The organism is Rheinheimera sp. NSM (assembly GCF_052380015.1).
Lineage (GTDB): Bacteria > Pseudomonadota > Gammaproteobacteria > Enterobacterales > Alteromonadaceae > Alishewanella.
In genome coordinates this window covers 1069245-1084473 of record NZ_JBQTCI010000001.1, presented here as the reverse complement: position 1 = coordinate 1084473, position 15229 = coordinate 1069245, and the positions used below count along the sequence as shown (strand labels likewise).

Annotated in this window: 12 protein-coding genes; 6 read left to right on the top strand and 6 right to left on the bottom strand. The window is 51.6% G+C overall.

Annotated elements, in window-relative coordinates; genetic code table 11:
* Positions 1-5 precede the first annotated feature (5 nt).
* Together dsbC and xerD are read right to left on the bottom strand one after the other, a co-directional pair.
* Positions 6-722: a bifunctional protein-disulfide isomerase/oxidoreductase DsbC gene (gene dsbC / locus ACTZWV_RS04790; RefSeq protein WP_444785441.1), complete on the bottom strand. Its 717-nt coding sequence runs from the start codon at positions 720-722 to the stop codon at positions 6-8.
* Between the two features lie 20 nt (positions 723-742).
* The gene (gene xerD, locus ACTZWV_RS04785; RefSeq protein WP_444785440.1) at positions 743-1660 is read right to left on the bottom strand and encodes a site-specific tyrosine recombinase XerD; all 918 of its coding nucleotides are present in this window, start codon (positions 1658-1660) and stop codon (positions 743-745) included.
* 129 nt (positions 1661-1789) lie between these two features.
* Between xerD and fldB the strand changes: the two genes are divergently transcribed.
* Positions 1790-2308 (top strand): flavodoxin FldB, encoded by a 519-nt coding sequence (gene fldB, locus ACTZWV_RS04780; RefSeq protein ID WP_444785439.1) that lies wholly within the window; start codon positions 1790-1792, stop codon positions 2306-2308.
* A 10-nt stretch (positions 2309-2318) separates the two neighbouring features.
* On the opposite strand, the gene ACTZWV_RS04775 is transcribed toward fldB, so the two are convergent.
* The gene (locus ACTZWV_RS04775; protein WP_444785438.1) at positions 2319-3029 is read right to left on the bottom strand and encodes a tRNA1(Val) (adenine(37)-N6)-methyltransferase; all 711 of its coding nucleotides are present in this window, start codon (positions 3027-3029) and stop codon (positions 2319-2321) included.
* A 73-nt stretch (positions 3030-3102) separates the two neighbouring features.
* Between ACTZWV_RS04775 and srmB the strand changes: the two genes are divergently transcribed.
* Positions 3103-4326: an ATP-dependent RNA helicase SrmB gene (gene srmB / locus ACTZWV_RS04770; RefSeq protein WP_305552600.1), complete on the top strand. Its 1224-nt coding sequence runs from the start codon at positions 3103-3105 to the stop codon at positions 4324-4326.
* 130 nt (positions 4327-4456) lie between these two features.
* Positions 4457-5506: a S66 peptidase family protein gene (locus ACTZWV_RS04765; RefSeq protein WP_444785437.1), complete on the top strand. Its 1050-nt coding sequence runs from the start codon at positions 4457-4459 to the stop codon at positions 5504-5506.
* A gap of 147 nt (positions 5507-5653) precedes the next feature.
* On the opposite strand, the gene ACTZWV_RS04760 is transcribed toward ACTZWV_RS04765, so the two are convergent.
* From ACTZWV_RS04760 to ACTZWV_RS04750, 3 genes are all read right to left on the bottom strand, one after another.
* Complete coding sequence (locus tag ACTZWV_RS04760; protein WP_444785436.1) at positions 5654-6952, bottom strand: inosine/guanosine kinase; 1299 nt, start codon at positions 6950-6952, stop codon at positions 5654-5656.
* Between the two features lie 73 nt (positions 6953-7025).
* Positions 7026-7802, bottom strand: a complete 777-nt coding sequence (yaaA, locus tag ACTZWV_RS04755; protein WP_444785435.1) for a peroxide stress protein YaaA — start codon at positions 7800-7802, stop codon at positions 7026-7028.
* Between the two features lie 62 nt (positions 7803-7864).
* On the bottom strand, positions 7865-9487 hold the full coding sequence (locus tag ACTZWV_RS04750) for a tetratricopeptide repeat protein (protein ID WP_444785434.1): 1623 nt from the start codon (positions 9485-9487) through the stop codon (positions 7865-7867).
* A 208-nt stretch (positions 9488-9695) separates the two neighbouring features.
* On the opposite strand from ACTZWV_RS04750, the gene tal reads away from it, so the two are divergent.
* From tal to ACTZWV_RS04735, 3 genes are all read left to right on the top strand, one after another.
* On the top strand, positions 9696-10646 hold the full coding sequence (gene tal, locus ACTZWV_RS04745; RefSeq protein ID WP_444785433.1) for a transaldolase: 951 nt from the start codon (positions 9696-9698) through the stop codon (positions 10644-10646).
* 25 nt (positions 10647-10671) lie between these two features.
* Complete coding sequence (gene pgi / locus ACTZWV_RS04740) at positions 10672-12294, top strand: glucose-6-phosphate isomerase (protein ID WP_444785432.1); 1623 nt, start codon at positions 10672-10674, stop codon at positions 12292-12294.
* Positions 12295-12553: 259 nt separating this feature from the next.
* On the top strand, positions 12554-15082 hold the full coding sequence (locus tag ACTZWV_RS04735; RefSeq protein WP_444785431.1) for a vitamin K epoxide reductase family protein: 2529 nt from the start codon (positions 12554-12556) through the stop codon (positions 15080-15082).
* Positions 15083-15229: the final 147 nt, after the last annotated feature.

Sequence of the window (15229 nt, the reverse complement as noted above, 5' to 3'; positions counted from 1 at the left end):
AGCGCTTAAGATCCCGCCTGCAGTTGCGCCAATAATGCTTTAGCCGGCTGGTAACCCGGAATTAAGCGGCCGCTGGGCAAAATAATGGCCGGGGTGCCACTGATACCAAAAGATTGCCCCAGTTCATACTGGGCTTTTACCGGGTTATTACACATTGCCGGTTTCACATCTGCGCCGTCTTTAGCTTTATCCATCGCGCCGCGGCTGTCTTTACTGCACCAGATATGCTGCATTTGCAGATAGGTTTCAGAGCCCATACCACCGCGCGGAAACGCCATATAGCGCACGGTAATACCGGCGTTATTGTAATCTTTCATTTCATTGTGCAATTTACGGCAGTAACCGCAGCTGGGGTCGGTAAATACATTGACCACGTATTTTTCATCTTTGGCTTTATATTCAATAACGCCGCTTTTTTGCGCTTCCAGCTGTTGCTGAATATAGGGCCGCATTTGCTCATCATTCAGCAGCACCTTGTTGGTTAAATCGTAAACATTACCTTCAATAAAATAGCGGCCATCTTTCGAGGTGAAAAACAGGCCTTTATTGGTAAACACCTGCAGCAAACCCTCCATCGGCGATTCTGACACCGCCTTCACGGTTAAATTCAGCTGGCTGAACTGTTGCTGCACCTGCGCATAATCTGCATCCGGCGCCTTTAACTGCGCATTGGCAGAGGCAATCAATCCGAGGCTACAAAGGGCTAATACAAACTTGTTCATAGGGTTTCCTGTTACGGCGCCTAAGGGCGCGGATGATGTTGCTGATGCAGGCTTTGTAACCGCGCCTGCGCGACATGAATATAAATTTGTGTAGTAGACAAATCACTGTGGCCCAGCAACATTTGTACTACCCGCAAATCGGCACCATGGTTCAATAAATGGGTGGCAAAAGCATGCCGCAGTGTATGTGGCGACAACTCTGCCTGAATGTGCGCTACTTTGGCATAAAACTTAATACGGTGCCAGAAGGTTTGCCGCGTCATTTGCTGCGCGCGCGCGCTGGGAAACACCACATCCAGCATCTGGCCACCGAGCAACTGCACCCGCGCTTCGCGTAAATAACGCAACAGCCAATGCGCGGCTTCCTCGCCCATTGGCACCAGCCGCTCTTTTTCGCCTTTGCCTGTTACTCTTACCAGACCGTGTTGCAGGTTAAGTTGTTGCATCGACAAGCCAACTAGTTCGGATACCCGCAAACCACTGGCGTACAACAGCTCAAGCATAGCTTTGTCGCGAAACTGAATAAGATCGGTTAAATCCGGCGCATTCAGTAGCGCCTCAACATCCTGCTCAGATAAACTTTTTGGCAGGCTGCGGCCGATTTTCGGGTTAAGTAATTGCGTCAGCGGGTTGTCGGCTATTTTACCGGCCTGGTGCACGCTGGCATAAAAGCGTCGCAGGCTGCTAAGCGCGCGTGAGGTGCTGCGCGGGCTGTATTGTTTGTCATAGCGCTGTGCCAGATAGCGGTTTAACAGCTGGCTGTCGGCACTGAGCAAATGCTGCTGTTGTGCGGCGGCAAAAGCCGCAAATTGCTTTAAATCTGTGCCATAGGCGCTAAGTGTATGCTCACTTACGCCTTTATCCAGCCACAGCTGATCAAGAAACTGATTGATCAGCAGCAGATCTGTTGCCTCAGGTTGTACTGCTGTTGCTATCATCGCTGCCTACTCTGAAAACTCAGGCTATGGTAGCGCATGGCTGCCCCGGCGCAAAGCCGGGATTTTGCTGTATCTGCGATTCTGCTACACTGCGGCCTTGTTATTGCCCCCTGTTGTAGTGAGACCGCGATGAAAATTGGCTTATTTTATGGCTCAACCACCTGCTATACCGAAATAGTGGCAGAAAAAATTCAGGCGTTAATCGGCGCTGATACTGTTGAGTTGCATAACATCAAGCAGGTGCCGCTAAGCCGGATGGCCGACTACGATATTCTTATTCTTGGCTTATCCACCTGGGACTTCGGTGAGATTCAGGAAGACTGGGAAGCACACTGGGATGACATCAGCAGCGTAGACTTAAACGGCAAGATTGTGGCCATTTACGGCATGGGCGACCAACTGGGCTACGCTGAGTGGTTTATTGATGCCGTGGGCATGCTGCATGAGGCTATCGCAGCGCAACAGCCACGCCGCATTGGTTTTTGGCCCACTGCCGGCTACGATTTTATTGCCTCTAAAGCCTTAACTGCGGATGGCGAGCTGTTTTATGGCCTGGCGCTGGATGATGAAAACCAGTACGACTTAACCGATGCGCGCTTAAATGACTGGGTTAGCCAGATTTTGCAGGAAATAGCCGGCCTGCTGTAAATAAACCACGCTAAAACTTCAGATAAAAATCCTTTAGCAACGTGCGGTATTGGCTGCTGTAGCTACCGTCTGCCTGCTGCACCAGCAGGCTGCTGCGCTCAGTATCTGCATATTGCCGGCTTAAGCATAACAACAGGCGCTGCGCCGCTTTGGCCGGCGTAGCCTGCACCGCACAATACTGTGTTAGATACCAACCTTGTTGCTGTGCCAGGCGGCAAAAATCATCCGCGGCCAGCCGCGGTAAAACCAACGCAAAACAACCCTGCGGCAACAGCAACTGCGCGGCTTTTTGCAGCAGAGCAGCAAAGGGCAAGCTGTCGGTGTGGCGCGCCTGAGTTCGCCGCTGATCAGGCGATAACAGCGATTGTTGAAAAAACGGCGGATTAGATACAATTAAGCGGTAACGTTTGCCACTGCTATAGGTTAGAATGTCGCCCTTTATCAGCCGTATCGCGTTTGGCCACGGGCTGTTTGCCACATTCGCTGCCGCTTGCTCTGCCGCAGCAGGGTCCTGCTCTATCGCGTCTATCGCATTGGCACCTGCAGTGCGCTGCGCTAACATCAGGCTGATCAGGCCGCTGCCGGCACCAATATCGAGAATATCGCCACCCGGTGGCGGTAGCGGTGCAAAAGCGCCAAGCAATAAACCGTCAGTGCCGACTTTCATCGCGCACTGATCATGAGCAACATAGAATTTTTTACATTGAAAACCGGCTGACATCAGCACCTCCTGCCACCAGTTTACGGTGAAGCAGGCGCACTGTCACCGGGCAGGCAATTATGCTGAGGACAAGATGACAACATTCGCAGATTTTCAACTGGACGATGACATTAACCGTGCCATCAGTGAACGCGGTTTCGAACTGCCGACCCTGATCCAGGAAATGGCGATCCCATTGGCGCTGGAAGGCAAAGACTTATTGGCCAGCGCGCCAACCGGCACCGGTAAAACCCTCGCCTTTGTCTTGCCCGCTATTCAGTACCTGCTTGATTTCGGCCGCAAAGATCCGGGCTTTGCCAGGGTGCTGGTAATGACCCCCACCCGCGAGCTGGCGTACCAGGTGTATGATGAATTTAAGCATTTCAGCCAATATACCGGCTTAAATGTCGGCGTGATCACCGGCGGCATTAACTATGGCAGCCACAAAGACACGCTGGAAAAAAACAACGATATTCTTATCGCTACGCCAGGCCGCTTAACCGAATACCTGGATGAAGAAAGCTTTCAGGCCGATGAAGTAGAGCTGCTGATTCTGGATGAAGCCGACCGCATGTTGGATATGGGCTTTGTTGGTGAGATGAACCGCATAGTGCTCGAAGCACGCCGCCGCCGGCAAACCTTTTTGTTTTCGGCCACGCTGGAAGGTAACAACCTGGAGCGTTTTGCTGAGCGCGCCTTAAAAGAGCCGGAGCGGGTAGAAGCCATACCATCACGCAAAGAAAACGCCAAAATTCTGCAATGGGTGCATTTAGCCGATGATGCCCAACATAAGCTGGCACTGCTTATTCATCTGCTGAAACAGCCGGATGTAACGAAAACCATCGTATTTATTAAAACCCGCGAGCGCCTTGCCAGTTTAACCGGCCAATTGGAAACCGCCGGCCTGCGCTGTGGCTGGTTACAGGGAGAAATGCCACAGGATAAACGCATGCAGGCAGTAGAGCGTTTCAGCTCCGGCCGCGTGAATATTTTACTGGCAACCGACATTGCCGCCCGCGGTTTGGACATTGACGATATCAGCCATGTGATTAACTTTGATATGCCACGCAGTGCCGACGTCTACCTGCACCGCATTGGCCGTACCGGCCGCGCCGGCAAAAAAGGCACCGCGATATCACTGATTGAAGCGCACGATATGGGCATTTTGGCCAAAGTAGAGCGCTATGTAGAGCAAAAACTGAAACGCCGCGTAATAGAAGCACTGCGGCCGAAAAACAAAGAAGCCAAGGTGCCGGTGAAAAAGAAAAAGCCGACCAAAGCGGCGGCCAAAAAAGCCGCGAAAAAACCGAAAAAGTAAGCCTGCCTACAGCTAACCGCCGGCCGTAAAAAGTTGGCGGTTATCGCATTTCTGCCCTACCCTGTTGGAATTTTTTAGTAAAACTGCTATTGATATGCTGAATAAATTATTTAGCATGGTGGATTAAGCTATGGATAAACGCCAATTTATAAAAAACTTTACCCTGGCTGCCGCCTTGTTGCCACTGGCCGGTTGCAGCACTGTTATGGCAGCCCCAGCAACCAGCAATAAACGCCTGTTGCCGCTGCCGCTGCACAAAGGCGATACGGTAGCGCTGGTAAGCCCGTCGAAAGCCACCGATGATTTACTGGACTTGCAAATAGCGCAGGAAGTGATGCAAGCGCTGGGCTTTAAAGTAAAAACCGGTAAAAATCTGGCGGCACGCCGCGGCCATTTGGCCGGCACCGACGCTGAGCGCGCCGGCGATATTAATGCCATGTTTGCTGACAAAGAGGTTAAAGCCATTATTTGCCTGCGCGGTGGCTCCGGCGCGGCGCGGTTGCTGCCGCTGCTGGACTACAACCTAATCCGCAACAACCCCAAGGTGCTGCTGGGTTACTCTGACATTACCGCGCTGCACAATGCTATTCATGCCCAAACCGGGCTGGTCAGCTTCCACGGCCCTAACGGCACCGGCAGCTGGAACAGCTTTAATGCCGATCAGTTTCAACGGCTGTTTTTCGACCGCGAATTAATGCAATACCAAAATGTGTTGGACGCCAAAGATGAGCTGGTACCAAGGCAAAACCGTACCGTAACCATTAGCGGCGGTAAGGTGCAGGGCGAGTTGATTGGCGGTAACTTAACGGTGTTAACGGCGCTGGCCGGCTCACCTTACTTACCTGATTTCAGCGGTAAAATCTTATTTTTGGAAGACGTGGAAGAAGCACCTTACCGCATTGACCGTATGCTCAGTACCTTAAAGCTGATGGGCGCGCTGGATAAAATTGCCGGCTTTATTTTCGGTGAATGCACCGCCTGTCGGCCCACCGGTGGTTATGGCTGGCTAACGATGGACCAGATTTTTGACGACCATATCAAGCCGCTGAATATTCCAGCCTACCGTGGCGCCATGATTGGTCATATAAAGCAGCAGTTTATTGTGCCGGTAGGCGGCCGCGTTGAGCTGGATGCCGACGCCGGCACTTTCCGTTTATTGGAAAGCGTGTTTCAGAGTTAATAAACAGATAGTGATAGCGCTCGCAGGTGGGCGTCCCGATGCGCAGCCACAGAGTGTCTGAGCAAGCCAGGGATGGCTTGCGAGTTGCTGTGGCGAGCACAGTGGGATTGCCCACTGAAGCAGCGCCACACCAAACTCAATGGGCGATCATCTCTCCCAATAAGCCTCTTCCAGGCTGTCTTCCCGCTCGGGTAAGCCCTTGGATAAGCGTGGTGCGTTTTGTACCAGAATCTCGTAACTTACCCGGTTAGCGTACTTACAGATCTGTGCAAATGAGGAGTATGCCAGATACGGCTGCTCATGCTTGCCGGATAACGGCTGCACCTGCTTGTGGAAATGATTCGCCGCCATATCATGCAAAATGGCCGACAGCGCGCCATCACCGGCACCATTAGTGTTTTTAATCCGCTCCGGCCCGCCTAAGTACGGGTCGATATGCGAATACACTTTCAGCGGCTGCTGACAACAAGCGCGCAACATCGGCCGGCTGAATTCAAACTGGTTAAAGTCAGCCAGGCTGGCGGATTTTATCGGGTTGCTGCTTTCACGCTTTACGCTGTCATCGGTGTGGCCACACAGGTACAAACCTTCCGGCCCGGCGGTGATCAGCACCATATCAGTGTGATCCAATATCGCCTCAGCCGCCTTGAGTGGATCGGCAAAACCGGTTAAGGCTTCCGCTTCCAGCTCATTCATTGCCAGCACATTAACGTAGTCTTTAATAGTACTGAGAATTTGCGCACGGTTCTCTTCAACCAAATGCCGTGTGCCCAGGCTCATTACCACCGGCACATTATGCGCTTTGGCATCTTGCAGCGCTTTTAACATAGCCTGCTGAATAGGCTGATCTGTGGCACGCAGTGGGTAAGCACTGACCACAAAAGCCGCGGCCCCGGCGATAATGTCGGTAGGAATATAGTCCGGACTCAACTCATCCATATCGCTGGGGTCGATAACAAAGGTACGCTCGCCGTCCGGCGTTATCATAGTAATACCGCGGCCAATATCACCGGCCACGCCCTGCAAATGGTTCATATCCACTTTGGAGCTGGTATGGCAAACATAGTGATACGCCGGTGAGCCCAGCGCAATATTGGCTGACATTACGCCTAGCAACACTGATTTATCATCGGCCAACACGGAATAATTATGGATAGTATTACCGATAGTGCCGCCGGCAAAATGATCCGATATCGCCTGCTGCGTCACTAATTCCTGATAAATCAGATTGGCTTTGCCATGCTCAACCAAATTGGATAAGCCTTTGCGGATATTATACTTTTGCAGGAAATCATCACTAACGCTGGCGACTACATCAACAATGGTTTGATCCAGGCCAACGATATAGGTATCCAGCTCCGGCCGTACTTCGAAGCTGGGCAGCTGAGGTTTAGGCTGGGATACCGGGAAATAATGTTTGATTTTACGCAGGCCGGGAAATTTCATCTGTTATACCACTGCAAAGCCGCTACCGGCAAAGAGCGGCATTGTAACAAAAAAGCCGGCGCCGCTGCAGCGCTTATTCTGTGCTATGGCGTAAAAACACCGGTGCGTTTGCCGTTGAGTGTTCAGCACTGTAGGCATAGCCTGCCAGATCAAAGCCTTGTAACTGCTCTGCAGCGGTTAAGCGCTGCTGAATAATATAGCGCGCCATTAAACCGCGGGCCTTTTTGGCAAAGAAGCTGATAATTTTATACTGGCCGTTTTTAAAGTCTTTAAACACCGGCGTAATTAAACGGCCCTGCAGCAGCTTGGGTTTTACGGCCTTAAAGTATTCCTGCGACGCCAGGTTAACCACCACATCAATGTGTAAATCCTGCAATTGCTGGTTTAACGTTGCGGTAATGCTGTCCTGCCAAAAGGCATATAAGTCTTTACCGTTCGGGTTCGCCAGCTTAGTGCCCATTTCCAGCCGGTAAGGTTGCATTAAATCCAGTGGCCGCAACACACCATACAAACCACTTAAAATACGCAGGTGTTGCTGGGCAAAGGCGATATCATCATCAGATAAACTTTGTGCATCCAGGCCCTGATACACATCACCGTTAAAGGCAAATAACGCAGCCTTGGCGTTTTGTTCGGTAAAGGGTAACTGCCATTGGGCAAACCTGGCCGCATTTAAGCCGGCAAGTTTGTCACTGATATGCATCAGTGATGATAAATCGGCCGGTGTCAGCGTTTTGCAAATGTCGGCCAACTGCCGGCTTTGCGCCAGCATCGCCGGTTGTGTTGGTGTGATACTGCGCGGCAAAGGCTGGTAATCTAAATCTTTGGCGGGGGAAACAAGCAACAACATAATTTAATTCACTCTGTTAATCGGGGCAGCTGCAACGCTTTGGCTATCCGCTATACCTTCTGTTATTCCGTGTATAGCGGCGGCAATTGTGTTAACAGCTGCTCTAAGCGTTGTTGATTCGCATTGGTTAAATTGCTTTGCTCCAATGCGGCCAACACGGCTTTTGCCAGCGCTTGCAAGCCACGGTGCGCCGGCAGTTGCGTTAAAGTTTGCAGTAAGTTCAGCGCTAACCCGGCATTGCAAGGCATAGACAAAAATGCCTGACGTAATTTCAGCAGTGCCGCCTTTACGTTACCGCTTTGTGCTGCAGCCATACCGGCCTGGTTCCAATCGCGGATATCTGTGCGCAGCTTACTGTCTTGCTGTAATGCGCGGCTGGCAGATAAACGTTGGCAACAGCTGTACAGATCATCTGGTTCAGTCGATATTTCCCGCAGTTGCGTTAAATAGCGCTCGGCTTGTTTTAACTCACCCAGCGCAAACATCAAACGTGTTTTATCCACTAAGGTACCGACATTGCCCGCAGTGCTATCTTCTTTAATCTGTAATTCATCGGTCAGCTGTTTAGCATCGGCAATATGGCCCTGCAACAAACTCACTCTGGCCCGCAGTGCCAGAACTTCTGCTTCAGTGTCATCTGTCAGCAACTTCTGCGGCATACTGGCCAGCGCTTCACTGCATTTTTTTACCGCAGCGCTAAAGCCCGGCAGTTCAGCTTGCGTAGCGTGCGCCAGTAATAAGCGTGTAAGTTCAAAATAATAATCGGCACGGTCAAAACCGGAAAAACGAAATTGCTGGATCAGCTTCTGCCAGTAACGCAGCGCCTCGTCCGGCTGTTCACTTAGCTGTAATACCGTGGCGATGGCCATTTGTGCGCTGATATTTGTAGGCTGTAATTTTACCAGTTCAGTTAGCTGCTCCAGTGCCTGCGGCAAAGCGCCCTGCAACAAATACAACCGGCTTAACCAATCCAGCGCTTCCGGGCGCACATCGTCGGCTTCGCTCAGCGTAAGCAGCAGTTGCTCTGCTTCGGGCCATTGCTGCAATTTCACCATCGCAATAGCCGCACCAAGCCTGGTCCAGCTAAAGTCACGCTGTTGCTGAATTTTGTTATACAGCTGCGCCGCGGCATTGTATTCACGCTGCGCCAACAGCACTTCACCTTTTAACCGCAGTGCCAGCAAGGTATAGGCAGGGGCATTTTTTATCACTTCGTCCAGCTCAGCATGCACAGCAGTTAAATCGCCGGCCGGCATGGCCTGGTACACCTTTCTTAACGCCACCCGGCTTTGCCAGGCTTTCGCCAGACGTTTTTCCAATTCCAGATAAGAGAACGGCTTTAACACAAAATGGTCCGGCGTGCCCTGCAATAAGCCCATTACCGGTAAGCGCTGCGGCTCTGCGCTTATCACGACAAAACAACAGCCGGGTTTAATGGCATCCAGTGCCGACAGCTCAGCAAACAATTGCAGCGCGTCTTTGCCATCACCGAGGTTAAAATCAGCCAAAATAAAGTCGTAAGCATGGCGTTTAGCGGGCGACAAGGCTTGAACCGCATCAGCGACAGCAGTAATATCAACGAAACCTATCTGCTGTAGCATACCCTTGATCGACGCCCGAACCGGTTCGCAGTCCTCGATCAACAGAAGTTTCTTACTTTTATAAAAGCTGGCTTGAAAGATCATCGAGACCCTGTGTTCATTTACACTGATTACAAATTACAGGTCTTATAACCTGATAAAAACAGGCAATATAGTAACTTACTTTGTGCCATGCAACGCTATTGTTGTTATTTGCCAACGATACACTGGTTTTGTTGTAATATTCCTACATTAATTGCTAATTATTCGCTACATCACTAGAATGTGATCAAAAATACGGTAATAAAACTATATGAGCAACTTACTAAGCCAACTTAAAGCCGTCACTACCGTTGTGGTAGACAGCGGCGATCTGACCGCCATTGAACAATTCCGTCCGGTCGATGCCACCACTAACCCCAGCTTGTTGCTAAATGCCAGCCAGCTCGATTTTGCCAAGCCTATGCTGGACGCAGCTGTTGCTTATGCTAAAGCTAAAGCGACCACTGCCACTGCCCAACTTGAGCTGGCCTGCGATAAATTTGCCGTTGATGTGGGTACCGCTATCAGCAAACTGGTGCCGGGCCGCGTCTCAACTGAAGTTGACGCCCGCTTATCTTTCGACACCAATGCCACTATTGCCAAAGCACAACAACTGGTTGCACTGTATCAGGAAAACGGTATAGCTACAGACCGCATTCTGATCAAAATCGCCTCGACCTGGGAAGGCATTCAGGCGGCACGCCAGTTAGAACAACAAGGCATTCAGTGCAACCTTACGCTGTTATTCCATATGGCCCAGGCCCGGGCCTGTGCTGAAGCCGGTGTGTACTTAATTTCGCCGTTCGTCGGCCGTATTTTGGATTGGTACAAAGCCAGCACCGGCCGAGATTACAGCAGCGAAACCGATCCCGGCGTAGTGTCGGTACGCGAAATTTACCGCTTCTATAAGCAACATGGTTTTAAAACCGTGGTAATGGGCGCCAGCTTCCGCAACACCGGCGAGGTATTAGCATTGGCCGGCTGCGACCGTTTAACCATTAGCCCGGCCCTGTTGGCAGAGCTGAGCCAGATGCAGGGGGAGCTGACAGTACATTTAACCGATAACGGCGCCAGCAATGCAGCACCGGCACAACTGACACAAAGCCAGTTCCGCTGGGCGCTCAATGAAGATGCCATGGCCACCGAAAAACTGGCCGAAGGTATCCGTAAATTTGCCATTGATCAGCGCAAACTGGAACAACTGATCCAACAAGCACTTTAACCATTATTTTACAGGGGAGTAGAGTATGCCAGCTTCACCATGGCCTGCGCTTAAAGCGCTGGCTGCACAACAAGGTTCATTACGTCAGGCCTTTTCTGCCGATCCGGACAGGGCCCACCGCTTTCGCACTGCCGCCTGCGGTATAACGCTGGACTACTCGAAAAACCTGATTAATGAGCAAAGCTGGCAAGCCCTGCAACAACTGGCAGCCAACAGCAATATTCAACCGGTATTGCAGGCGATGCTGGCCGGCGACAAAATTAACAACACTGAGCAGCGCAGTGTTTGGCATATGATGCTGCGTAAAACCGATGTCAGCGGCCTGACATTGGACGGCGAAGATATCGGCGCGGCTATTACTGCTTGCCGCGACAAAATGACAGCGCTGGTCAGCCAGCTGCATCAGGGCGAATATACCGGCTACAGCGGTAAAGCCATTACTGATTTAATCTGGGTTGGTATCGGCGGTTCGCTGTTGGGGCCGCAAATGGCGGTTGAGGCCTTAACGCCTTATCACTGCAGCCCGGTTAAATTACACTTTGCCGGTAATATTGACGGTGCAGTGGTCGCAGATGTGGTGAAAAATCTCGACCCGGCCACCACCCTGGTATTTGTCGCCTCTAAATCGTTCGGCACCGAAGAAACCAAACAAAACGCACTGGCCGTGCGCCAATGGTTCATCGACAACGGTGCCGACGCCAAAGCCATTGCACGGCATTTTTGGGCTACCTCGTCCAATATTAAAGCCGCGGCGGAATTTGGCATAGTGGAACAAAATATCCTGCCGATGTGGGACTGGGTTGGCGGCCGTTATTCGCTGTGGTCAGCCATTGGCCTACCGGTGGCGCTGATGATTGGCAACAGCCATTTTGCGCAGTTGCTCCGGGGCGCCGAAGCGATGGATCAGCATTTTATCACTGCACCGGCAGCAGAAAATATGCCGCTGACGCTGGCGTTACTGGGTATCTGGTATATCAACGGCTTTGGCTGTCAGGCGCAGGCGCTGTTGCCGTACAGCCATTATCTACGCCTGCTGCCCTCTTATGTACAGCAGTTGGATATGGAGTCTAACGGCAAGAGTGTTGATATTAACGGTGCACCTTTAACCGATGCTACCGCACCGGTAATTTGGGGCGATGCCGGCACCAACGGCCAGCATGCTTATCATCAGTTGTTGCACCAAAGTGCATTAGCGGTACCGGCTGATTTTATTCTGCCAGTTAAACCGGCGCACAGCCTGGCGGATCATCATCAGCGCTTAGCCGCACACTGCTTTGCGCAAACCCAGGCATTAATGCAAGGCAAAACATTGCAGGAAGCCACCGACGAATGTCTGGCTGCCGGTATGACAGCAGCACAAGCCAAAGCATTAGCACCGCATAAGGTATCGCCGGGCAACAAGCCGAGCAATACATTGCTGTTGCCGGAGTTGTCTCCGTTTTACGTGGGCGCCTTAATTGCGTTATATGAGCATAAAGTATTTTGCCAGGGCGTGCTGTGGGGCTTAAATTCGTTTGATCAATGGGGCGTTGAATTAGGTAAGCAACTGTCCGGGCCGATTTATCAGGCATTAGCAGGTAAAGACGCCGGTGCACTGGACAGTTCGACTCAGGCTTTAATTACGCAATTTCTGGCGGCCCGCAACTAAACTTTTAGCCAAAACTGAATACACCGCTGTTGCTTTAGCAAAGCGGTGTGTTCGTTAATATCTGCCAAACACCAACCCGTGAGGCAGACATTTTTCTGCTAACCGTAATTGATCACCAACAGCAATTGGTAATAGTGCAGAGATCTACTACCCTCTAGTTATGCTCACTTAACAAAGATGTTCAGCCCTGTGCCGGCCTGTTGATATAACCGCCCAACTGATGCTAGCGAAGAACCCGACAGGAGGATCTGCTATCAGCATGCAAAAATCAGCCAAACAAAGACAAATTCAAGCCTCTGCAACACAACAAAACCAAGCCGCCAGCCCAAATGAAGTAGCAAAACCCATAGTATTGATTACCGGCGCAGGTGGCAATATTGGTTCAGCACTGACAAACAGCCTGCTGCCGGATTATCAGGTCGTCGGCATGGACAAGGAAGCCGCTGACGGGGTGCTGGCAGCTGATCTGACCTCAGCCGACTCACTGGCGCTGGCATTTCGTGACTTTGGTGAGCAATATGGTGAACATATTGCTGCAGTGATCCATCTGGCAGCCTATTTTGATTTCAGCGGTGAAAAGTCGCTATTGTATGAAGAAGTCAATGTTAAAGGCACTGAAAAACTTTTGGCGGCATTGGCCGGCTTTCAGGTAGAGCGCTTTATTTATTCCGGCACCATGCTGGTGCATAAACCGGTATCACCCGGCGAGGTCGTCAGCGAAGCCACACCCATTGCACCTAAATGGGCATATCCTCAATCTAAGGCAGCCACCGAAGAAGTTATTCGTCAGTGCCGCAACGGCATTCCCTGTACGTTTTTACATCTGGCCGGCATTTACAGCGACGATAGCGCTGTGCCAACACTCAGTCACCAAATGGCACGGATATACGAGCATGACCTGAAGTCGCACCTATATGCCGGCGATCTAAATGCAGGGCAATCTTTTATTCATCAAGACGACATGACCGAAGTATTCAGACGCTGTGTAGAGCGCCGTAACGAGCTGCCGGAGGATTGTACTATTCTGGCCGGCGAACCTGAGGTATTAAGCTACAGCGAGCTGCAAAACCAGCTGGGCAAGCTGATCCACGGCGAGCAGACCTGGCGTACTATAAGCTTGCCGCAACCGGTGGCCCAAGCCGGAGCCTGGTTGCAACTTAAAGCAGAACCGGTGATACCTGATGCGATTGATCATGGTGAAAAGCCCTTTATCCGGCCGTTTCTGATTGAACTGGCATCTGATCATTATGCGTTGGATATCAGTCGTGCCAGCCAGTTACTGGACTGGCAGCCCAAGCATGCCATTCAGAAAAAATTGCCGCAGATGGTCAGGCAGTTAAAAAAAGATCCGCATGCCTGGTATAAGAAGAATGGTATCCGCCCGCCAGACTGGATGATAGCGGCCAACGAACTGACCGATAATCCGGAAGCGCTGCGTAAACGTCACGAAAGCTACTACCGACAGGAATATACCCGTAATCTGTGGGGCCCGTGGTTAAATATGGCGTTGGGGTTTTGGCTGATTGCCTCTATCCCCCGGCTGGCTTACCAAACGCAGGGCATGATCTACAGTGATTTGCTGTCAGGCGCCATCATTGTTGTTCTGGCATTTTTATCACTGTCATGGCGTTTTCCGCTGGCCAGGTGGGCAACTGCTGCTGTCGGCTGCTGGGTACTCTGCGCCCCTCTGGTATTCTGGACGCCGCAGCCTGCGGTGTATCTGAACAGCAGCGTCGTCGGCACACTGGTGATTGCGCTCGCAGTGTTATTACGCCCAGCCCCCGGCGTATCGCCTGTAGCAGCCATGACTGGTCCCGACATTCCACCCGGCTGGTCTTTTTCACCTTCTTCCTGGTTCCAGCGCATACCGATTATTGTACTGGCTTTTATCGGCTTTTTTATCTCGGCCTATATGGCTGCCTATCAGTTGGGCCACATTGATACGGTATGGGATCCGTTCTTTACCGGCGCCATTGCCGATGATAATAAAAATGGTACCGCTGAGATTATAACCTCTTCAGTGTCCGAAGCCTGGCCCATACCTGACGCCGGTGCCGGCGCCCTGGTGTATCTGCTGGAAATCCTGGTAGGCGCTGCGGGGTCGACCCGGCGGTGGCGTACTATGCCCTGGCTGGTGATCTTGTTTGGTATTCTGATAGTACCTATGGGCGTGGTGTCCATTACGTTTATTATTATCCAGCCCATCGTATTGGATACCTGGTGTACATTGTGCCTTATCGCGGCAACGGCCATGTTATTACAAATCCCGTTTTCACTTGATGAGCTGATAGCGACCTGCCAGTTTTTAAACCGGCGCCGCCGGCAAGGCCGGGCTGTGTTGCAGGTATTCTTTACCGGCGATACCGATGAGGATGATGGCCGCCGGACTGCCGATAATTTTCAACAATCCCCCCTACAACTGCTTAGCTGCATTTTTAGCGGGGGGGTTAGGTGGTGTCCGGGCCTTATTAGCTGTGCAGTGATAGGCATACTGTTTATGTTTAGCCGCGTGTTAGCCGGGGTTGAAGGTGCTATGGCGGACAGTCACCATTTGCTCGGAGCACTGATTGCCACTATCTCAGTCATCGCCATGGCTGAGGTAGCGCGCGCGCTGCGCTTTATAAATCTCTTTCTGGCCCTCGCGCTGATGATATGCGCTATGGTTATCCCCGCCAATACCACCGGCATTATAGCTACCCTGATTGGCGCGGTAGCGGTAATAGCTGCCAGCATTCCGCGCGGCCCGACAAACAATGACTATGGCCGCTGGTCACGGCTGATTGTCTGAGCTGAGGTGTTTATTGTTCCGCCACAGCGTTTACCGTGCCGGACAGGTGCTACGGCCCTGTATCGCTTTTAAACTGCCTGACGATCAATTCCGCTGCTGCGGGGGAAACGGCAAAAAAGCTCCGACCTGTCATCGGTTTGTCACTTA

Bases quoted from the DNA above. Each gene is read 5' to 3' on its own strand.
- dsbC (WP_444785441.1), bottom strand. From the start codon at position 722: ATGAACAAGTTTGTATTAGCCCTTTGTAGCCTCGGATTGATTGCCTCT.
- xerD (WP_444785440.1), bottom strand. From the start codon at position 1,660: ATGATAGCAACAGCAGTACAACCTGAGGCAACAGATCTGCTGCTGATC.
- fldB (WP_444785439.1), top strand. From the start codon at position 1,790: ATGAAAATTGGCTTATTTTATGGCTCAACCACCTGCTATACCGAAATA.
- ACTZWV_RS04775 (WP_444785438.1), bottom strand. From the start codon at position 3,029: ATGTCAGCCGGTTTTCAATGTAAAAAATTCTATGTTGCTCATGATCAG.
- srmB (WP_305552600.1), top strand. From the start codon at position 3,103: ATGACAACATTCGCAGATTTTCAACTGGACGATGACATTAACCGTGCC.
- ACTZWV_RS04765 (WP_444785437.1), top strand. From the start codon at position 4,457: ATGGATAAACGCCAATTTATAAAAAACTTTACCCTGGCTGCCGCCTTG.
- ACTZWV_RS04760 (WP_444785436.1), bottom strand. From the start codon at position 6,952: ATGAAATTTCCCGGCCTGCGTAAAATCAAACATTATTTCCCGGTATCC.
- yaaA (WP_444785435.1), bottom strand. From the start codon at position 7,802: ATGTTGTTGCTTGTTTCCCCCGCCAAAGATTTAGATTACCAGCCTTTG.
- ACTZWV_RS04750 (WP_444785434.1), bottom strand. From the start codon at position 9,487: ATGATCTTTCAAGCCAGCTTTTATAAAAGTAAGAAACTTCTGTTGATC.
- tal (WP_444785433.1), top strand. From the start codon at position 9,696: ATGAGCAACTTACTAAGCCAACTTAAAGCCGTCACTACCGTTGTGGTA.
- pgi (WP_444785432.1), top strand. From the start codon at position 10,672: ATGCCAGCTTCACCATGGCCTGCGCTTAAAGCGCTGGCTGCACAACAA.
- ACTZWV_RS04735 (WP_444785431.1), top strand. From the start codon at position 12,554: ATGCAAAAATCAGCCAAACAAAGACAAATTCAAGCCTCTGCAACACAA.